The organism is Archangium primigenium (assembly GCF_016904885.1).
In the GTDB taxonomy this organism is placed as follows: Bacteria; Myxococcota; Myxococcia; order Myxococcales; family Myxococcaceae; genus Cystobacter; species Cystobacter primigenius.
In genome coordinates this window covers 6,454,492-6,474,399 of sequence record NZ_JADWYI010000001.1, presented here as the reverse complement: position 1 = coordinate 6,474,399, position 19,908 = coordinate 6,454,492, and the positions used below count along the sequence as shown (strand labels likewise).

Here is a 19,908-nt window from a genome sequence, read left to right as displayed (position 1 = left end):
GAGTTGTATCAGACCCCCGCTTCCGGACGGTAGCGGGCCCCCCCCTGGGGTTCCCTTGGGCCCCTCAGGGCGCGCGGGGCAACGGGTGCACCATGCACCGCATGAGGTGCTCGAGCGCTTGTGCGGGGTTCTCGCACAGGCCCGCGTGCACGGGCCCGGTCTGGATCATCGTGCTGCGCGGGGCCACCAGCCAGTGGAAGCGCTCCTTCTGGGGGAGCTGGCCGACGGGGCCCGCCTTGCGCCCGCCCGCGCACAGCCGGGGGATCGTCTCCAGGTGCTCGCGCAGGAGGTCCCCGGGGGCGCCGGGCGCCAGGGCCTCGAGCCGCGCGAGATCCAACGTCACGCGCGCGTCGAGGAAGCGGTGGGTGAGGCAGTAGAGGATGACGCCCGCGTTGAGGAACTCCTCGCGCTCCACCCGGGGCACCACGCGGATGATGGCGTAATCAAACGAGCTGGGAGCGGGCACGCTCGGCCTCCTCGAGGAACGCGGGCGCCGCCTGCAGGCGCTCGATCAGGAACGCGGCGTAGGCCTCGCGGTGGGCCTCCACCGAGGCGAAGTGCGGCTCCACCGCGGGGCCGAGCCAGGCGTCCGGCACCCGGGCGACGATGCCCCGGATGACCTCGGGCGTCACGCGCTCGCGCAGGTGGGCCAGGGCCTGGGTGAGCCCGGTCGCCCACGGCAGGAGCACGTGGTCGCGCACCGGGGCGAAGCGGCTCCGGGCGCGCTCCAGGGAGTCGTCCCAGGCGTGGTGGAAGTACAGGGACGCGCCGTGGTCGATGAGCCACAAGGCGCGGTGCCAGCACAGCAGGTTGGGGTTCCTCGGGGTGCGGTCCACGTTCGTCACGTAGGCGTCGAAGCACACGATGGCCGAGGCCTCGTCGGCCGGCGGGGGCGGGCCCACCGTGGGATCGAACGTGATGGAGCCCGGCAGGTAGTCCATGGCCAGGTTGAGGCCCGCGCTGGCCTTGATGAGGTCGCGGATCTCCCCGTCCGGCTCGGCGCGGCCCAGGGCGGGATCCAACTGCATGAGCACCAGCTCCGGCATGCGCAGGCCGAGCGTGCGCGCCAGCTCGCCGGCGAGGATCTCCGCCACGAGCGCCTTGATGCCCTGGCCGGCGCCGCGGAACTTGAGGACGTACATGCCCGAGTCCTCCGCCTCGACGATGGCGGGGCACGAGCCGCCTTCCCGGAGCGGGGTGACGTAGCGGGTCGCGGTGAGGGTTCTCAACATGGGGACTCCTTCGCGCGGGGCGGCGGGGACGTCAAGGCTTCGCGTCCCGAGGGTGGCGCGATTGGCGCAGGCGCTCCCGGGCGTACTCCTCCAGCGGCGCCTCGCCCCGGTGCACGCGGACCCGGAGCTCGTGGAGCGCGTTGCGCTCGGCGTGCAGGGCATCCGGGGCGTTCTCCGGCACGGGCTTGAGCTTCAAATCCCAGTCGATCTGGCTCAGCTGTACCCCCAGCGGGTCCACCCCCACGTACACGGCCAGGGACAGCACCGCCGTCATCATCCACGGGAAGGCCAGGCGCACGAGCCGCGTCGGGGGCTCCAGGTACACGGGGGGCTCGGCCGCCTCCAGCTCCCGCTCGGGACGGGGCGGACCGCCGAGCAGGGAAGGAAAGCGCTCCGCGGCGGCCACGAGCGCCATCAGGGCCGCGCAGCCGCCCACCGTGAGCACCACCACGCCCAGGCCCTCGCCCCGGGACGTGGCGTCGGTGGCGGCGGGCACCTCGCCCGCCGCGCTCCTCGCGCCGAAGAACAGGGCGAGGGACACGAGGTTGTTGGCCGCGTGGGCGAGCACGCCGGGCCACAGCGAGCCGGTGCGCAAGAGGAGCCAGCCGAACAGCAGGCCCAGCTCCACGCGCGCGAGGAAGCCCATCCGGTCGAAGTGGAAGGCGCTGAAGATGACCGCCGAGGTCACCAGGGCGCGCCAGGGCGGGCCGCCCCGGCCCTTGAGCCCCTGGAAGAACACCCCCCGGAAGAAGAATTCCTCGCACAGGGGCGCGAAGAGGCCCACCCCCGCGCCGATGAGCACGAGCTCCAGGGGCGTCTGGCCGGTGAACAGCCCCGCCACGTCATAGTCCTGCCAGCCCTTGGGCAAGAGCTTCTGGGCCACGTACTGCAGGGGGGCCACGATGCCCGCGAAGTTGGCCAGGCCCAGGGCGAACCCGAAGGCCGCCATGCGCGGGGTGCCCTGGGACAGGCCCGTGTAGCGCGCGGGCTCCCGGCCGGTGGCGCGCAGGACGAACCACCCGCCGCCGAGGAACACGAAGAGCTGGGTGAACCACACCCCGAAGGCGAGGTTGAGCAGCTGCGCCGGCGCGGCGAACACGAAGGCCAGGAAGATGCCCAGCGTGGCCAGCACGGCCACCGCCACCGGATCCAGGGGTCCGAGGCGAGGGGGTGGGGGGGGAGGGGTACCGACGTCGTCCACCGAGGTTCTCCATCCGCGAGAGGAAGGGGTCAAAACACGACGCACCCGGAAAAGTCGCTTCTATAATGCACGGACCTTGATGCCTCTCCCTGAACGAACACGGCGACGGATGCGGCGAGCGCCGCGGCGGGTGCTCGCGCGCGCGGGCGCGCTGGCGGTGGTGTTGGGCCCCGCCATGGCCTCGGCCTCGGCCTTCCAGGTGGAGGCGCGCACCGAGGCCCAGGCGTATCAGATCCGCTCCTACCGCCAGTCCACTCCGAGCGAGCCGGTGCTGCTGCCGCGCCGGCGGATCGTCCAATACCTGGGGCTCACCGGGTACGAGCTCGTCACCGGGCAGGACGTGGGCTTCGAGTCGAGCTTGCGCCTCTTCGCGGACCTGGGACTGCCCCGGGGCGAGGCGGCGAAGATCGACGGGCTGCGTTCGGAAGACGCGGACCTGCTCTACGCCTTCGTGCGCTACGGGGTGGGGGGCGTGGAGGGCAAGCTCGGACGGCAGCTGTACGTGGACGTGGCGGACATCCTCGCCTTCGACGGGCTGAGCGTGCGCTACATGAGCCGGCTGGGCGTGGGCGCCGAGGTGTATGGCGGCCTGTGGGTGAAGGGCGCCGGCTTCCTGTCCTCGTCCGTGTACCAGCCGGACGGCACGCGCGAGAGCGACGTGCGCCGCCTGGACCAGGGAGTGGCCGGCGCGGACCCGACGCTCACGGCGCTCGAGCCCCTCTATGGCGCCAAGCTGCTCCTGGAGAACCTGGGGGGCGTCGCCGCCTCGCTGGGCTACCGCCGCGCGATGGTGGACGGCAAGACGGACATCGAGCGCGCCACGGTGGAGGCGCGCTATGGCCGAGGCCTGGGGCTGAGCGCGCTGGCCGGCGTGGACTTCGATCTGCTGCGGCGCCAGGCGGCCCAGGCCCGGGCGCAGGTGCGCTGGGATGGCGAGGTGCTGGCGGTGAGCGGCGAGGCGCTGCGGCTCTCGCCCGTCTTCTCCGCGGACTCCATCTGGTACTGGTTCGCCTACGCGCCCCGGGACGAGGCGCGCGTGCGCCTGGACGTGTTTCCCCGGGGCGTGCTGCGCTACTACGCGCAGGCGGTGGGCAGCCGCTACCACACCGTCATCAACGACACGCTCCAGCTCGCGAAGGTGGACCTGTCCGGGCAGCGCTCGAGCACCCTGGGCGGCTCGGTGGGCGCGTCGCTGCGGCGCGAGCGCTTCCGCTCGGCGCTGGACGTGACGTACCGCGAGGGCTACGGCGGCAGCCAGCTGTGGGCGGACCTCACCGCGGGCTACGGCTTCGGCGAGGGCCGCTTCACCCTGGACGGCCGCCTGTCCGCGGCGCGCATCCGCGATGGCTTCAACCCGTTGCTCGCGGGCAACTTCCTCGGCACGCAGGTGTGGGCCAGTCAGGCGCTGTCGCGCGCCGCCCGCCTGTCCCTCGTGCTCGAGAACAACGTGAATCCCTTCACCCGCTGGGACTCCAAGGTGTTCTTCCTCTTCGATCTGAAGGCGAGCCTGTAGATGGATCGCTCCACGCGCACCTATCTGCTCCTGGCCGTCGTGTCGCTGCTGGTGGGAGGGAGCCTCGCCTGGGCCGCCACCGCCCGCGAGCGCAGCCTCGCCATCTACCCGCCCCAGCGCGTGCCCCTGCGCTTCGACCACCAGCAGCACCTGGCCGCGGGTGCCGAGTGCGCCACCTGCCACGACTCCGCCCGCAACAGCGTGTCCGTGAAGGACCGCAACCTGCCGGGCCACGAGGAGTGCGGCTCCTGCCACGACATCGACGCGGCGAAGAAGGGCGAGAAGACGGATCCGCCCTCGGCGTGCAACACGTGCCACCCGGGCTTCGACGCCACGGTGCGCCTGGAGCCGCCCAAGCTGGACATGCCCGCGGCCAACCTGCACTTCAACCACCAGGTGCACGTGAAGAAGAACGTGGACTGCGCGGTGTGCCACGGGGCCATGGAGCAGGTGGGGCTCGGCACCCGGCAGCAGCTGCCCAAGATGGCCACCTGCCTCAAGTGCCATGACGGCAACGCGGCCTCCAAGGAATGCACCACCTGCCACCTCGCGCAGCCGTCGGGGCGGCTGCAGCTCACCTTCCCCTCGGGGGTGCTGCGGCCCATGCAGGGCGACCCGCTCGGCCTGGACCACGGGCCGCGCTACGAGTTCACCCACGGCAGCCGCGCGGCGGTGGACCGCTCCACCTGCATGTCCTGCCACGCCGAGTCCTACTGCCAGACGTGCCATGACGGCCTGCAGAAGCCCCTGTCGGTGCACCCCAACGACTTCATCACCCTGCACCCGGTGCAGGCGCGCCAGGACTCCACGCGCTGCTCGAGCTGCCACCGCGCCCAGTCCTTCTGCGTCGCGTGCCACGAGCGCTCGGGCGTGGGGCAGAGCGCGGACCGCTCGCTGCGCTCGCGCAACGTGAAGGTGCACCCGGACTACAACCTGTGGGTGGAGACGCCCGGGCCGCAGCACCACGGCCTCGCGGCCTCGCGCGACATGCAGTCGTGCGTGTCGTGCCACCGCGAGGAGTCGTGCATGACGTGCCACTCGGCCAAGACGGGTCGGCAGATCAACCCCCACCCGCCGGGCTTCAAGGCCGCGTGTGGGCGCGTGGCGGCGGCCAATGACAGGCCCTGCCTCAAGTGCCACACCGAGCCGGACCTCTCCCAGAAGGGGTGCCGCTGATGCGCCGCCTGCTCTGGCTGGGGCTGTTGGGGTGCGGGGCGTGCCTGGAGCCCGGCGAGCCGTTCCTCGCCGTGGCGGACAGCAAGCCCCCGGAGGTGGTGTCCACGGAGCCGGGCCCGGGCGGGACGGTGACGGCCCGGGGCACGGTGCAGATCCTCTTCTCCGAGCGCATGGAGACGCGCACGCTGCGGCCAGGCATCGCCATCTTCGCGGGCCGCGAGGAAGTGCCCCTGGCGGTGACGGTGTCGCCGGAGCTGCCGGGGGAGGAGGACAACGTCGAGCGCGGGGACATCCCCTCGCTCGTCACCGTGAGCGCCGAGGGCGGCGCCTTCACGCCCGGCACCGGCTACACGCTGGTGCTGCGCACCTCGCTCACGGACTCCCAGGGCAACCCCCTGGCCCGCGAGGTGCGGGTGCCGTTCCAGACGGCACCCTGAGCCGCCCCGCGCCGCCGGGGCCTCAGCCCTGGTGGCGCAGGTAGCCGCGGATCTCCTCGGCGAACGCCTGGCAGTCCTTGAGCTCGGGCGCGGTGGGACCGAGCTTGAGCTTCTTGTCCTCCTCCACGAGGTAGCGCTGGTCGAGCATGTAGTGCACGGCGTTCTCCAGCGTCACCTTGGCCAGGGACTCGGCGGCGGTGATGCGGCCCGAGTGGTACTCGGCCCGGCCCACCTCCAGCGCCTGGCGCACGAAGCTCTTGCGATCCTGGGCCATGCCCGCGGGCACCTCGGGCAGGGTGAGGGCGGCGATGAGGTAGGCCTCCAGGTAGTCGCGCAGCAGGTCCGCGAGGAACTCCAGCTCCGGACGGGCATGGGGCTCGGGGGCCACGCCGAGCATGTCCCCGTCGTGCAGCACCAGGCCCATGCGCACCAGCCGATCCACCACCTCGGTGAAGATGGTGTCGAAGCTGGCGCCCACCCGGTAGATGAACTCCAGCTTGAAGAGGCGCGAGAGCCACAGGGCGCGGGTCTTCACCTCGTCGAACGGGGCGGGGAAGCGCCCGAGCAGCGCGGTGGCCACCAGGGCCCGCCCCGCCACCAGGTTCATCAGGGTGTTCTTGTAGAACGACATCTCCCCGCGCCGGTCGTCCTCGGCCTGGTAGATGACGTCGTTGTTGGCCTTGAGCGTGCGCACCATGCCGTCCGAGCAGAAGGTGTTCATCGCCTCCCGGATGGGACCCATGGCCTCGGGGTGGCTCGGCGAGTCCTTGAGCAGGGCGGCCAGGGGCGCCATCTCCTCGCCGGCGATGCGGCGCAGGAGGGTGATGCGCTCGCCCAGCTCGCGGCTCGTCATGCCGCGGCGGCGGTGGGCCAGGAGGGCGGCGCTCACCAGGGCGTGGGGCGTCACGGTGGACACCTTGCTGATGCCGTACATGACGCGGTTGCCCAGCGCGCGCACCAGGCCCTTCTTCTGCTCGTCGCTCAGGGCCTGGGCCGGGTCGAGCCCGCGGCTCTTCATCAGCTCCACGAGCGACAGGGGCTCATCGAAGGTGAGGTGGATGCGGCCGTAGCTGGAGGCGAGCACCTTGGGCGTGCTCAACAGGGCCTTCAAGTCCTCGGGCTTCTTCTCCCCGCCGGCCAGCTCCTTCGAGTAGCTGCCCGACTCCACCACCTTCTCGTAGTCGATGGAGACGGGCACGAAGATGAGATCGTTGCGCGCGCCCTCGAGCACGGACTCCACCTGCCAGGTGAACATGCCGAGCTTGGGCTGCAGGAGCTTGCCGGTGCGCGAGCGGCCGCCCTCGGGGAAGAACTCCTGGTGCACGCCGTCGTGCACGAGCTTCTTCACGTAGGCCTTGAACGTGGCGGCGTAGACCTTGTCGTCCTTGAAGGAGCGGCGCAGGAAGAAGGCGCCGCAGCGGCGCAGCAGGGGCCCGAGCGGCCAGAAGGACAGGTTGGCGCCCGCGGCGACGAGCGGCACCGCGTAGCCGCGGTTCCAGAGGATCCAGCTCATCACCAGGTAGTCCACGTGGCTCTTGTGCGAGGGGCACAGCACGAGCGGCGCGTGGCTGGCGGCCTTGAGGGCGCGGTTGAGGCCGGCCTCGTCCACCTCGATGCCGTCGTAGATGCGGTGGAAGACCCAGTCGAGCACGGGCGACACGAAGGCGAGCGTGGTGGGGCTGGCCTTGGCGGCGATGGCCTCCAGGTTGCGCCGGGACTGGCGCAGCACGCTCTCCGGGCGGCGGTTCGTCTCGGCGGCCACGGCGTCCAGGGAGCGGCGCAGCGAGCGGTCGCGCAGCGTCTCCTCGAGGATGCGCTCGACGGGCTTCTCCGGGGGGCCGAACACGGCGCGCGTCTCGCGCGACAGGTGGTGGTGCAGGGCGCTCCTCACCTTGCGGGCGATGAGCTCGTCGGAGTCCTGGGGGTTCTGCTCGATGAAGCGCTTGAGATCGATGGGCTCGCCCACGCGGAACTGGGCGCGGCGGTAGTTGCGGAAGAAGGCCACCATCGAGTGCAGGAAGCCGGGGGCCTCGGGCGAGCCGAAGACCCGGTCCCACACGTTGGGCATGAGGCGCGCGGTGCGCTTCTCCCAGACGAACAGCTCGGGCACGAGGAAGACGGTGCGCTCCTCGCGCCGGGCCATGGCGACCAGGGCGGGAAAGGGGTTCTCCTCGATGTCCTTGCCCGTGGCGCTCAGGAGCGCCGTCTTCTTGAGGAAGATGAGGCCACTGCCGCCCGTGGCCAGCGCGTGGCCGAAGCGCTCGGCGAAGGGGCCGCGCTGCTTGCTGTTGCGAAAGGGCCGGGTGAACCAGGGCCGCAGGTTCACCACCGCGCGCACCAGCGGCAGGCCCCGGCGCACCATGGCCCAGGCCAGGTAGAGGTAGTTGATCCACGCCGTGGTGCGCATGACGTGCACCACGAAGCCCTTGGCCTGGAGCGCGCGCAGCTCGGCCTCGGCCTCCGGGGGAAAGCGCACGCCGTCGAAGTAGCGCTGCCCGAGGACGCGGGAGACGGGCCCGAACTCCTTGCTCAACGCTTCCTGGTGATCGACGACGGGTGTCAGGACGGTATCCACGTGCGAGCCCCCTGGGTGTTTCCTCGGCTGAGCCTGCGTTACATGTTCTCGGGAGTGGCGATGCCCAACAGCGTCAGGCCGGCGGCGAGCGACGCGCGGGTGGCGTCGGTGAGCGCCAGACGCGCCGCCTTGAGCGGCTCGTTGTCCTCCAGCACCACGCGCTTGTTCCGGTCCTGGTTGCCCGCCGTGTAGTAGCTGCTGAACGTCGCGGCCAGGTCGAGCAGCCAGCGCGCCACGAAGCTCGGCTCCTGCTGCTCGGCGGCCTCCTGCACCACCACGGGCAGCCGCGCGATGGCGCGCAGCACGGCCTGCTCCTCGGGCAGGGTGAGCAGCGCGGCGTCATAGGTCGCCGGCGCGCCGCCGCCCTTGCGCAGGATGTTGCAGGCGCGCGCGTGGGCGTACTGGAGGTAGGCGCCCGTGTGGCCGGTGAGGTTGAGCACCTCGTCCCAGTCGAAGGTGTAGTCGGTGGCCCGGCGGTTCTTGAGGTCGCCGAAGAAGATGGCGCCGAGGCCAATCTGCTCGGCGAGCTTCTCCGGGTCGTCCGTCTGGATCTTCCCCTCGGCGATGTTCTTGTCGACGATGGTGCGCGCGCGGGCCCGGGCCTCGTCGAGCACGTCGGTGAGCAGCACCACGTTGCCCTGGCGCGTGCTCATGCCGTGCACCCGGCCGAAGTTCACGTGCGTCATGCGGTCCACGAACGCGCGGCCCATGGCCTTGAGCACCCGGAAGAGCTGACGGAAGTGCAGCGCCTGATCCGTGGCCACGATGTAGAGCGACTTGTCGAAGTGGAAGCGCTCGTGGCGGTCGATCGCCGCCGCCAGGTCGCGCGTGGCGTAGAGCGTGCTGCCGTCGTTCTTCTTGAGGAGCACGGGCGGCTCGTTCTCCTCGTAGGGCAGGTCCACGATGGTGGCGCCCTGGGACTCCTTGACGCCCACCGTGCGCGCGATCTCCTCGATGACCGGCTCCATCTTGCCCTGATAGAAGCTCTCGCCCTCGATGTGCTCGAACGTCACGCCCAGCCGCGCGTAGATGCGCTTGAAGTCGCGCACGCTCGTCTCGCGGAACTCCTTCCACAGGGCGAGCGCCTCGCCGTCGCCGGCCTCCATGCGCCGGAAGAACTCCCGGGCGCGCTCGTCGAAGGCGGGCTCCTTCTCCGCGCGCTGGTTGGCCTTCACGTACACCTGCACCAGGTGCGCCATGTCCTGGCGCTTGTCCGACTCGCCGTACTCCTGGAAGCCCACGGCCACCAGGCCGAACTGCTTGCCCCAGTCGCCCAGGTAGTTGATGCCCTCGACCTTGTAGCCGAGCGCCCGGTGCAGGTTGGCCACGGCGTGGCCGATGACCGTGGAGCGGATGTGGTGGAAGGCGATGGGCTTGGCGATGTTGGGCGAGGAGTAGTCCATCACCACCGTCTTGCCCGCGCCCACGTCCGAGCCCCCGTAGCGCGTGCCCTGGGTGCGCGCCGCGTCGATCACCTCGGCGCTGAAGGGCAGGGGGGCAAAGCGCGCGTTGACGTAGGGGCCCGTGGCGGCGATCTCCAGGCCGGGGACCTTCAGGCCCTGGGCGAGCGCGGCGGCGATGGCCAGCGGGGCCTTCTTCTGGGCCTTGGCCAGGGGAAAGGTGGGAAAGGACAGGTCGCCGTGGGCGGGATCCGCGGGCTTCACCTGGGAGTCGATCTCGGAGGCGGGCACGCCCAGCGACTGGGCGAGCGCCTCGACGAAAGCGGTCCGGTAACGGGAGTAGACGGGAGGGCTCATTGACGCGCGCGATACTAAGCGAAGCGCGCGTCTATCCCTCGCACCTTCTGCATGTGCTCGTCGCGTCGACGCGGTGCGTCGACTCGGGGGCGGGCGCGCGTCAGGAGACCGCGGGATTGCGGCGGCTCGGGCGGACCACGGCGCCCACGGTGTCGAGCAGCCGGGGCAGCTGCAGGGGCTTCTCGAAGAAGCCGTCGATGCGATCCAGGCCCTGGCCCGCGCCCAGCGTGGAGACGTCGCTCGCGCCGGAGATGATGTAGACGGCCACGTCGGCGAGCGACTCGGTGCCGCGGATGAAGCGCAGCACGGAGCGTCCGTCCTCTTCGCTCAGGCGCAGGTCGAGCAGCACCATGGCCGGGCGGATGTGCGAGAGGATGGAGCGCGCCTCGGCGGCACCCGAGGTGGACATCACCCGGTAGCCCTCCTGCTCGAGCACCTGCTGGAGCACCTCGCGGCAGTCCGCGTCGTCCTCGACGAGCAGGATGCCGCCGGCGCGCGGGCCCGTCTGCACGAAGTCCGGCGAGCTGACGGCGCCGGCGAACAGGGGCATCACCATCTGCAGGCTGGTGCCCTCGCCCAGGGTGCTCGCGGCCTCCACGCGGCCGCCGTGCAGCGCCATGATCTTCGCCACGAGCGGCAGGCCGAGGCTGTGACCCTGGCCGCGCACGCCGGGCCGGTGGAAGGGATCGAAGACGTGCTCCAGGTCCTCGGTGCCCAGGCCCGGGCCGGTGTCCTTCACGGTGAGCAGCGCGAGGCCGTCCTCGCTGCCCACGCGCACCTCCACGCGGTCGTCCGCCTCGCAGCGGTTGATGCCGCTCTCCACGAGGTTCTGGATGGCCTCGGCGATGCGCTCGCGATCCCCGCGCACGAAGACCTCGCCGGTGGAGGGCAGCACGAGCTGCACCTTGGACTGCTCGGCGGACGGGGTGAGGGCGCGGATGACCTCCTCGGCCACGGCGCGCAGCCCGAAGGGCCGCTGGTTGAGCTGCATCTTGCCGGCCTGGAGCCGGGACATGAGCAGCAGATCGTTCACCATGCGCAGCATGCGGTCCGCGCTGCGATCGCACACCTGCACCGCGCGGCGCTGGGAGTCGGCGAGCGGGCCGAGCTTCTCGCGGCCCAGCATGGCCAGGTAGGCCTTGATGGTGGTGAGCGGGTTCTTGAGATCGTGGGACACGTTGCCCAGGAGTTCGTCGCGGCTCTGCTCGAGCGCCTTGAGGCCCGCGATGGCCGTCTGCAGGTCCTTGTTGCGCCGGGCGCTGTCGTCGCGCAGGCGCGCCACTTCATAGGCGGCGGACAGCTGGCCCGCGAGCGCCTGGAGCAGGGCGTCGGACACCGAGCGGCGCGGGGCGAGCACGGCGAGCACGCCGCTGATGCCCTGGGGGCTCTCGAGCGGCACGGCCACGGTCTCCTCGTCGCGCAGGATGGCGCGCTCGGCGAAGGCGCGGCCGATGATGCCCTCCTCGGGCGTGGCGGCGGTGATGCGCTCGTCGTAGCGGCCGCGCACGTGCTCCACCTGGAGCTGGTTGCGCGAGGGCACGAAGCGCGCCACGTAGCAGGCCTTGGCCTGCAAGAGGGTGTGGATGTGCTGGAGCTGGGCGCGCAGGGCCTCGGTGGGGCCCTCGCTGGAGGAGATGTGCCGGGCCATCTCCACGAGCGTGCGCTCGGCGTCGTCGTTCTCCACGGGAGGCTGGGGCTTCACCGCGCGCCGGGACGGCTTCTTCACCACCTCCGGGCGGAGGGTGACGACTTCGGCCAGATGGGGAACCTTCTTCTTGGGCACGGGCAGACCTCGGCAGCCAGGGGTCGAGGCGCGCGGACACGCCCGACCCATCCGAGCGCGATCCTGCGCCAGGCCGCGTCCCCCACGAAACCCCCTGGCGCGGCGCGGGGGGCACGGAGCTGACGGCAGGACAGTTGCCGTGTCCAGTTCACGACACAGGGCGGGGAGGAGGCAGCCGACCTGAGGCATCCTCCCCGGCCGGGGGCTCAGGCCTTGAAGCCGCTCTCGTCGGCGGCCTGCTGCGCGGCCACCTGCACGCGGCGGGCGGTGTCGCCCTGGGTGAGCTTGAGGATGGGCTCGCGCGCGGGCTCGTGCTTGAGGGGGCCGAGCGCCTTGAGGGCGGCGATCTTCACGTCATCCGCCATGTCGTCGAGGTAGGGCAGCACCGCCGGGGCGATGCGCTCGTCCTGCTTGCCGGTGACGTAGTGCAGCAGGACGATCTTCTTCTGCGGATCGCGCATGTAGTGGGCGCTGAGCGCGGCGAGCGTCTCCACGACGCTGGTGGTGACCTCGGCCTCGCTCTGCAGCGCCTCGAGCACGCGGATGGCCCAGGAGGTGGCCTGCTCGCTCTTGCGCAGGAAGTCGGTGACGGGCGCCACGGCGTCCTTGCCAAAGCCCTTGATGAGCTCGAAGACGTGCTCCTTCTCGTCCGCGTCCGTGGTGAGGGGCTCCACGGTGATGGTGTAGCGGTGCATGAGCACGGTGACCGCCTCGGGGATCTTCATCTCCCCGAGCTGCTGCAAGGCCTTCTGCCGGCTGTTGGGATCCCCGTACTTCTGGGTCACCTTGGACTTGAGCTTGAGCGCTTTGTCGGGGCCGGAGCCGCCGAGGAAATCGAAGATGCCCATGGGAGAAGAGGCTCCGAGACGAGAGGAAGAGGCGGGTACGGGGGCCGTGTAGGACGCGGCGCGAGCGAACGCAAGGGGCTTGGCGGGGCAGGAGGGGGCCGGCTCACAACTGGAGCGTGCCCCGCACGTCCGAGGAATAGGCGCGCGCGAGCGTCTCGGCGGCCTGGCGGGCCTCTTCCGAGGGCTGCTCGGGCACCTTGACCTGGAGGGTGAGGTAGAGGTCTCCCGGCGCGCCGCCCTTGAGCGAGGGCGAGCCGCGCCCCTTGAGCCGCATGCGGCGGCCGGACTGGGAGGCGGGGGGCACCTTCACCGTGACCTCTCCCTGGAAGGTGGGCACGCGGATCTCCGCGCCGAGCATGGCCTCGGGCACCGTCACCGGCAGATCCATGTGGAGATCATCCCCCTCGCGGCGCACCAGGGGGTGCTCGGCCACGATCATCTCGATGTACAGGTCACCCGAGGGGCCCCCGCGAGCGCCCGCGGCCCCCTGGCCGGCCAGGCGCATCTTGGAGCCGGTCTGCACGCCGGCGGGCACCTTCACGGTGAGCCGGGTCGTCTCCTCGACGACGCCCGCGCCCTGGCAGGCGGGGCAGGGAGGCGCGGCGCGTCCGGAGCCGCGGCAGGTGGGGCAGGTGCCGCCCGTGGACATGCCCAGCACGCCGCCCCCCCGGCGGACCTTGCCGCTGCCGCCACAGGTGGCGCAGGTGGTGGGGGCTCCGGACTGGCCCGAGCCCTGGCAGCGTCCGCAGCGTCCGGGCCGCTGCAGGGAGATGTTGCGCTCGGTGCCGGTGAGGGCCTCGGCGAAGCTGACCGTGAGCGTGGCGGTGATGTCCTCGCCCGCGACGGGGCCCTGGGCACGGCCGCCGCCCGCGCGCCCGAGGATCTCCCCGATGTCCACGCCGCCGCCGCCCGCCCGCCCGAAGATGTCCCCGAGGATGTCCCCGATGTCGAAGTCCGCGCCGCCGCCCCCGCCGTAGGGCATGCCGCCGCCGCCGGCGCGCGCGGCCTTGTAGGCCCGGTACTGCTCGGCCTTCTTCTCGTCGAAGCCGAGCTTGCCGGCCTCCTCGCCGAACTCATCGTAGAGCTTGCGCTTGCGCTCGTCCGACAGCACCTCGAAGGCGGAGTTGAGCTGCTTGAATCGCTCCTCGGCCTCCTTGTTGCCCGGGTTGACATCGGGGTGGTACGTGCGCGCGAGCTTGCGGAAGGCCTTCTTGATTTCGTCGGCCGACGCCGTCCGGGGCACGCCGAGAATCTGGTAGTAGTCGTCCGCCATGACCGTGACGTCCTCCTTGAGGGGATGAACGTAACCCGTCATTGGGCCCGCGCCAGCAGGGTGTGTGCCTTGGGTTCAAGATGTATAAACTGAACCGAGTGCCGAGGGAGAGCATGGGCGCGCCGCGCGGACGACGAGCGAGGGGGTGGGGGATGGGCGGCCTCGTGCTGGCGGCCCTGTCCCTCGGGGGGCAGGCGGCCGGGCAGTCGGGCGCCACCGGAGGCCAGGTCATCGACCGGGTCGTGGCGGTGGTGGGCGGCCAGGTGCTCACCCTGAGCGAGCTGTCCTTCGAGGCCCGCGTGGCGCTCGTCCTGCGAGGGGGCGTGCGAGCGGCCGAGGCGTCCCTGGACGAGCGGACGCTGCGAGGGGCCCTGGACCTGGCCATCAGCCAGCGGCTGCTGGTGGCGGGGGCCGACCGGCTCCAGGCGTTCGCGGCGGAGCGCTCGGAGGTGGACGCCCGGGTCAAGCTCTTTCGCGACCGCTTCGAGGACGAGCCCGCGCTCCTGGCCTTCCTGACGCGCTACGACGCGGACTTGGATCAATTGACGGCGGTGCTGGAGCGGGGCGTGCGGGCCGAGCGCATCCTCGACAGCCGGATCCGCCTCCGGGCGCAGGTTGGCGAGGCGGAGGCCCGGCGCTACTGGGAGGAGAACAAGGCGATGATGGGCGGCTCGTACGAGGGGGTCCGCGAGGCGCTCAAGGAGCGCTTGATGCGCGAGCGTTATGGCCAACTGGCCAAGGAGGAATACGCTCGGGTTCGCAAGGATGCGCGGGTGCGGGGCGTGGCGCCCTTCGCGCGGGAGGAGCAGCCATGAGGCGCATGCGCGAGGACACCCGGCCGAGCCGTCGGGGCAAGCCTGATCCGGCCTTCCTCATCCGGAGGATGACCCGCGAGGACCTGCCCGCGGTGATGGACCTGGAGAAGGCCTCGTTCCGCAACCCCTGGTCCCAGGAACTGCTCCAGCGCGAGCTCACGCACGACTGGTCCATCATCTTCCTGCTGGAGGAGCCCCTTCCCGAGGGCGGCCGACGGCTGCTGGGCATCTCCATCTTCTGGATCGTGCATGACGAGGTGCACGTGCTCAACGTGGCCACCGCGCCGGAGCACCGGCGGCGGGGGGTGGCCCACGCGCTCATGGACGCCACGCTGGCCGAGGGGCGGGCACGCAAGTGCTGCCTGGCGACGCTCGAGGTGCGCAAGGGCAACGAGGCGGCCATCAACCTCTACAAGGCCTTTGGCTTCCGGGCGGTGGGCGTGCGGCCCAACTACTACGTGGACGAGGGCGTGGCGCCCGAGGACGCGATCGTGATGGTCCTCGACTTCTAGCGACCAGGGGAGTAGAGGGGCGGCCCTGCGCGGCAGGATGGGAATGGGGACGCGGGTCACCGGGGGATGCATCCCGCCGGGCGTCCGTGCTTGACACGGGGGGCCCCCTCTTTATACTCGCGGCCCTTTTTAAGCGCAGTGGTAGGTCTGTATGCGCCCCCGGGTACACCCGCTCGGGGCAATCGAGAAGGAAGAGGAGTTCAGTGCCAACCATCAGCCAGCTGGTCCGCCAGGGCCGCGAGAAGTTGAACATCAAGGGCAAGAGCCCCGCTCTGAAGGAGTGCCCCCAGAAGCGTGGCGTCTGCACCCGCGTGTACACCACCACGCCGAAGAAGCCGAACTCGGCCCTTCGCAAGGTGGCGCGTGTTCGCCTGACGAACGGAATCGAAGTGACGTCCTACATCCCCGGCGTGGGCCACAACCTCCAGGAGCACTCGGTGGTGATGATCCGTGGCGGCCGTGTGAAGGACCTCCCGGGCGTGCGCTACCACATCATCCGCGGCACGCTGGACTCCGTGGGCGTGGCCGGCCGCAAGCAGAGCCGCTCCAAGTACGGCGCCAAGCGTCCGAGCTGAGCTCGGAGCTGATCACCTTCGCATCCTTCATGGGAACGCTTGCCCCGCACCCTGGGGAGCCTTCCTGAGTCACCAACGCAGTTCGAAGCCCCCACGAAGCCTCCCGGGTGCATGGGAGCGGGGCGTAAGGGATAGAAAAAGATGCCTCGTCGTCGCGTAGTAGCCAAGCGCAAGATCCTTCCTGATCCGAAGTTCCAGGACCGCCTCGTCACGAAGTTCGTGAACGACCTGATGCGCAAGGGGAAGAAGTCCATCGCCGAGCGGGTGTGCTACGGCGCCTTCAGCCTCATCGAGGAGCGTGCGAAGGAGGACCCCCTCAAGACGTTCAAGAAGGCCCTGGACAACGTCAAGCCCGTGCTCGAGGTGAAGAGCCGCCGCGTCGGTGGCGCCACCTACCAGGTTCCCGTGGAGGTCCGTCAGGACCGCCGCGTGGCGCTGGGCATGCGCTGGATCATCACCTACGCCAAGGCGCGCGGTGAGAAGACGGCCATGGAGAAGCTGGCGGGCGAGATCATGGACGCCGCCAACAACCGTGGCAACGCGGTGAAGAAGCGCGAGGACACGCACAAGATGGCCGAGGCCAACAAGGCCTTCGCCCACTACCGCTGGTAGTCGTCCTCCAGTCGTTCGCAGTGCCCGGCACCCGGATGCGCTCTCTCGCGCGTCCGGGTGTTTCCGGTCTTTGACATCCGTTTCCAGCAAGAGGTTCGGAGCAATGCCCCGCGAGTATCCGCTCGAGCGCTATCGCAACATCGGCATCATGGCGCACATCGACGCCGGCAAGACGACGACCACGGAACGGATCCTGTTCTACGCGGGCGCCATCCACAAGATGGGCGAGGTGCATGAAGGCACCACGACCACGGACTGGATGCCGCAGGAGCGCGAGCGTGGCATCACCATCACCTCGGCGGCCATCACCGCGGCCTGGAACCGGAACGATCAGAAGTACCGCATCAACATCATCGACACCCCCGGCCACGTGGACTTCACCATCGAGGTGGAGCGTTCGCTGCGCGTGCTGGACGGCACCGTGGCGGTCTTCGACGCGGTGAACGGCGTGGAGCCCCAGTCGATGACGGTGTGGCGCCAGGCGGACAAGTACCGGGTGCCGCGCATCTGCTTCATCAACAAGATGGATCGCGTGGGCGCGGACTTCGCCATGTCCGTCGACAGCATCCGCGAGAAGCTCGGCGCGCGTCCGGTGCGCCTGCAGCTGCCGCTGGGGGCCGAGGACAAGCACCGCGGCGTGATCGACCTGGTGCGCATGAAGGCGCTCGTCTTCCAGGACTCGGAGATGGGCAGCCGCTACGACGAGGTGGACATCCCCGAGGAGCTGCGCGCGGAGGCCGACGCGGCCCGCGGCGAGCTCGTGGAGATCGCCGCCGAGCAGGATGACGCGCTCACGGAGAAGTTCCTCGAGGGCCAGGAGCTGACCGAGTCGGAGATCCGCGCGGCCATCCGCAAGGGGTGTCTGTCGCTGAAGGTCTTCCCGGTGTTCTGTGGCTCGGCCTTCAAGCACAAGGGCGTACAGCCGCTGCTGGACGCGGTGGTGGACTACCTGCCGGGCCCATTGGACATCCCGCCGGTGCACGGCAAGAGCCCCAAGGGCCAGGAAGAGACGCGCGAGACGCGGGACAACGCGCCCTTGAGCGCGCTGGCCTTCAAGATCATGCCGGACCCGGCCTTCCCGTCGCAGACGCTCACGTTCCTGCGGCTGTACTCGGGCAAGCTGGAGTCGGGCTCGGCGGTGTGGAACTCGGTGAAGGGCAAGCGCGAGCGCATTGGCCGCTTGGTGCAGATGCGCGCGGACAAGAAGGACGAGGTGGCCGAATGCTACGCCGGGGATATCTGCGCGGTGGTGGGCCTCAAGTTGGCGACGACGGGGGACACCCTGTGCGACGACAAGCACCCCATCATCCTGGAGCAGATGGAGTTCCCCGAGCCCGTCATCGACGTGGCCATCGAGCCGAAGTCCACGGCGGATCAGGACAAGATCCTCACCAGCCTGGCGCGTCTGGCCGCGGAGGATCCGTCCTTCCGGGTCCGCACCCACGAGGAGACGGGGCAGACGCTGATCGCGGGCATGGGCGAGCTGCACCTGGAGATCATCGTCGATCGGCTGCGGCGTGAGCACAAGGTGGACGCCAACGTGGGCAAGCCCCAGGTGGCCTACCGGGAGACGATCGCCAAGCAAGTGGAGACCGAGGGCAAGTACATCCGGCAGGTGGGCGGCAAGGGCCAGTACGGCCACATCTGGCTGCGCGTGAGCCCCAACAAGTCGGGCGAGGGCTTCGCTTTCTCCAACACCATTCCCGCGGAGAAGGTCACCCGGGAGTTCGTGGAGGCGGCCCGTCAGGGCATCCAGGAGTCGCTGTCGAGTGGACCCATCGCCGGCTACCCGCTCCTGGACGTGAAGGTGGAGGCCTTCGATGGCTCCATGCACGAGACGGAGTCCAACGAGATGGCGTTCAAGATCGCCGGCTCGATGGCCTTCCGGGACGCCGTGCGTGGGGCGGACCCCGTGCTCCTCGAGCCCATCATGGACTGCGAGATCGTCACCCCGAACGACTTCATGGGCGACGTGATCGGCGACGTGACGGGGCGCAGGGGAAAGGTCCAGGGCATGGAGCCTCGGCCGGGGGACTTGCAGGCGGTCTTGGCCCTGGTTCCGCTCGCCAAGATGTTCGGCTACTCGACCGACCTGCGCAGCCGCAGCCAGGGAAGAGCGACCTACACCATGCGGTTCAGCCACTACGCTCCAGCGCCCAAGGATGTCCTCAACCGGTGAGGCGTGCTGGGCCCCCGGAAGAGGGGGCGGGCGATTTCATTTGACGTTTTCGTACGTTTGAAGCACCACGCAGCACATTTTCTCGACCCGGTCTCCTGGCCGGGTCTCTGAGGAGCAGGGATGAGCAAGGAAAAGTTCGACAGAAGCTTGCCGCACGTCAACATCGGCACCATCGGCCACGTTGACCACGGCAAGACGTCCCTCACGGCGGCCATCACGAAGGTGCTGGCGAAGACCGGCGGCGCGACGTTCCTCGCGTACGACCAGATCGACAAGGCGCCGGAGGAGCGCGAGCGCGGCATCACCATCTCCACGGCGCACGTGGAGTACAAGACGAAGAACCGGCACTACGCGCACGTGGACTGCCCGGGACACGCCGACTACGTGAAGAACATGATCACGGGCGCGGCGCAGATGGACGGCGCCATCCTGGTGGTGTCGGCGGCGGACGGCCCGATGCCGCAGACGCGCGAGCACATCCTGCTGGCCCGTCAGGTGGGCGTGCCCTACATCGTGGTCTTCCTGAACAAGGTGGACCTGCTGGATGACCCCGAGCTGCGCGAGCTCGTGGAGATGGAGGTGCGTGACCTCCTCAAGAAGTACGACTTCCCCGGGGACTCGATTCCGATTGTTCCGGGCAGCGCGGTGAAGGCGCTCGAGGGCGACGCGTCGGAGATTGGCGAGCCGGCGATCCTGAAGCTGATGGAGGCGGTGGACAGCTACATCCCCACGCCCCAGCGCGCCACGGACAAGCCCTTCCTGATGCCGGTGGAGGACGTGTTCTCCATCGCGGGCCGCGGAACGGTGGCCACCGGCCGCGTGGAGCGCGGCATCATCAAGGTGGGCGAGGAAGTGGAAGTGGTGGGCCTGAAGGCCACGCAGAAGACGGTGGTGACGGGCGTGGAGATGTTCCGCAAGCTGCTGGACGAGGGCCGGGCGGGCGACAACATCGGCGCGCTGGTGCGCGGCCTCAAGCGCGAGGACATCGAGCGCGGCCAGGTCATCGCCAAGCCGGGCAGCATCACGCCGCACACCAAGTTCAAGGCGCAGATCTACGTGCTCTCGAAGGAGGAGGGTGGCCGTCACACGCCGTTCTTCAAGGGCTACCGTCCCCAGTTCTACTTCCGCACCACGGACGTGACGGGCACGGTGAAGCTGCCGGACAACGTCGAGATGGTGATGCCGGGCGACAACATCGCCATCGAGGTGGAGCTCATCATGCCGGTGGCGATGGAGAAGGAACTGCGCTTCGCCGTGCGTGAGGGTGGCCGTACCGTGGGCGCCGGCGTCGTCGCCGAGATCATCGCCTAGTTTGTAGAATTTCACTTGCCTCGGCGGCTCAAAACAGCGAAAAGCCGGGGCAGTGTGAATTAGGTTGCATACACCGGGGCCGCGGTGGTACTTGCCGCGCCCCTTCGAA

The 19,908-nt window shown here is 70.0% G+C and carries 17 protein-coding genes; 9 read left to right on the top strand and 8 right to left on the bottom strand.

The window, feature by feature from the left end:
• Positions 1-64: 64 nt before the first annotated feature.
• From I3V78_RS26420 to I3V78_RS26410, 3 genes are read right to left on the bottom strand one after another with little or no spacing between them, the layout of a single operon-like run.
• A complete protein-coding gene (locus tag I3V78_RS26420; protein ID WP_204491227.1) occupies positions 65-466 on the bottom strand; it encodes a DUF3037 domain-containing protein in 402 nt (133 codons plus the stop codon).
• Complete coding sequence (locus tag I3V78_RS26415) at positions 444-1,232, bottom strand: HipA family kinase (RefSeq protein WP_204491225.1); 789 nt, start codon at positions 1,230-1,232, stop codon at positions 444-446. The genes I3V78_RS26420 and I3V78_RS26415 overlap by 23 nt, the downstream gene beginning before the upstream one ends.
• A 31-nt stretch (positions 1,233-1,263) precedes the next feature.
• On the bottom strand, positions 1,264-2,433 hold the full coding sequence (locus tag I3V78_RS26410; protein ID WP_204491222.1) for a CPBP family glutamic-type intramembrane protease: 1,170 nt from the start codon (positions 2,431-2,433) through the stop codon (positions 1,264-1,266).
• 109 nt (positions 2,434-2,542) lie between these two features.
• On the opposite strand from I3V78_RS26410, the gene I3V78_RS26405 reads away from it, so the two are divergent.
• The 3 genes from I3V78_RS26405 to I3V78_RS26395 are packed head-to-tail and all read left to right on the top strand — an operon-like array spanning position 2,543 to position 5,559.
• A complete protein-coding gene (locus I3V78_RS26405; protein ID WP_204491219.1) occupies positions 2,543-3,946 on the top strand; it encodes a hypothetical protein in 1,404 nt (467 codons plus the stop codon).
• The gene (locus I3V78_RS26400) at positions 3,947-5,122 is read left to right on the top strand and encodes a cytochrome c3 family protein (RefSeq protein WP_204491215.1); all 1,176 of its coding nucleotides are present in this window, start codon (positions 3,947-3,949) and stop codon (positions 5,120-5,122) included.
• A complete protein-coding gene (locus I3V78_RS26395; protein ID WP_239576614.1) occupies positions 5,122-5,559 on the top strand; it encodes an Ig-like domain-containing domain in 438 nt (145 codons plus the stop codon). The genes I3V78_RS26400 and I3V78_RS26395 overlap by 1 nt, the downstream gene beginning before the upstream one ends.
• Before the next feature lie 22 nt (positions 5,560-5,581).
• Here I3V78_RS26395 and I3V78_RS26390 read toward each other — a convergent pair whose 3' ends face one another.
• The 5 genes from I3V78_RS26390 to dnaJ form a co-directional block, all read right to left on the bottom strand.
• Entirely contained in the window at positions 5,582-8,134 is a 2,553-nt protein-coding gene (locus tag I3V78_RS26390; protein ID WP_204491210.1) for a 1-acyl-sn-glycerol-3-phosphate acyltransferase, read from the bottom strand.
• Positions 8,135-8,172: 38 nt separating this feature from the next.
• A complete protein-coding gene (argS, locus tag I3V78_RS26385; RefSeq protein WP_204491208.1) occupies positions 8,173-9,891 on the bottom strand; it encodes an arginine--tRNA ligase in 1,719 nt (572 codons plus the stop codon).
• Between the two features lie 100 nt (positions 9,892-9,991).
• Positions 9,992-11,674, bottom strand: a complete 1,683-nt coding sequence (locus I3V78_RS26380) for a histidine kinase dimerization/phospho-acceptor domain-containing protein (RefSeq protein ID WP_338023754.1) — start codon at positions 11,672-11,674, stop codon at positions 9,992-9,994.
• Positions 11,675-11,880: 206 nt separating this feature from the next.
• Positions 11,881-12,522, bottom strand: a complete 642-nt coding sequence (locus I3V78_RS26375; protein ID WP_204491204.1) for a HEAT repeat domain-containing protein — start codon at positions 12,520-12,522, stop codon at positions 11,881-11,883.
• 103 nt (positions 12,523-12,625) lie between these two features.
• Complete coding sequence (dnaJ, locus tag I3V78_RS26370) at positions 12,626-13,795, bottom strand: molecular chaperone DnaJ (protein WP_204496805.1); 1,170 nt, start codon at positions 13,793-13,795, stop codon at positions 12,626-12,628.
• 152 nt (positions 13,796-13,947) lie between these two features.
• Here dnaJ and I3V78_RS26365 point away from each other — a divergent pair, with 152 nt between their 5' ends.
• The 6 genes from I3V78_RS26365 to tuf all read left to right on the top strand — a co-directional run bounded on the left by I3V78_RS26365 (position 13,948) and on the right by tuf (position 19,799).
• Entirely contained in the window at positions 13,948-14,610 is a 663-nt protein-coding gene (locus I3V78_RS26365; RefSeq protein WP_204491203.1) for a hypothetical protein, read from the top strand.
• A complete protein-coding gene (gene rimI / locus I3V78_RS26360) occupies positions 14,607-15,122 on the top strand; it encodes a ribosomal protein S18-alanine N-acetyltransferase (RefSeq protein WP_204491201.1) in 516 nt (171 codons plus the stop codon). Before I3V78_RS26365 ends, rimI begins: the two co-directional genes overlap by 4 nt.
• A gap of 203 nt (positions 15,123-15,325) precedes the next feature.
• Positions 15,326-15,697, top strand: coding sequence for a 30S ribosomal protein S12 (rpsL, locus tag I3V78_RS26355; RefSeq protein WP_002623636.1), 372 nt, complete (start codon positions 15,326-15,328; stop codon positions 15,695-15,697).
• Positions 15,698-15,838: 141 nt separating this feature from the next.
• Entirely contained in the window at positions 15,839-16,309 is a 471-nt protein-coding gene (rpsG, locus tag I3V78_RS26350) for a 30S ribosomal protein S7 (RefSeq protein ID WP_071900193.1), read from the top strand.
• Between the two features lie 103 nt (positions 16,310-16,412).
• Entirely contained in the window at positions 16,413-18,488 is a 2,076-nt protein-coding gene (gene fusA, locus I3V78_RS26345; protein ID WP_204491199.1) for an elongation factor G, read from the top strand.
• Positions 18,489-18,608: 120 nt separating this feature from the next.
• Positions 18,609-19,799 (top strand): elongation factor Tu, encoded by a 1,191-nt coding sequence (gene tuf, locus I3V78_RS26340; RefSeq protein WP_204489684.1) that lies wholly within the window; start codon positions 18,609-18,611, stop codon positions 19,797-19,799.
• The last annotated feature ends 109 nt before the right edge of the window (positions 19,800-19,908 follow it).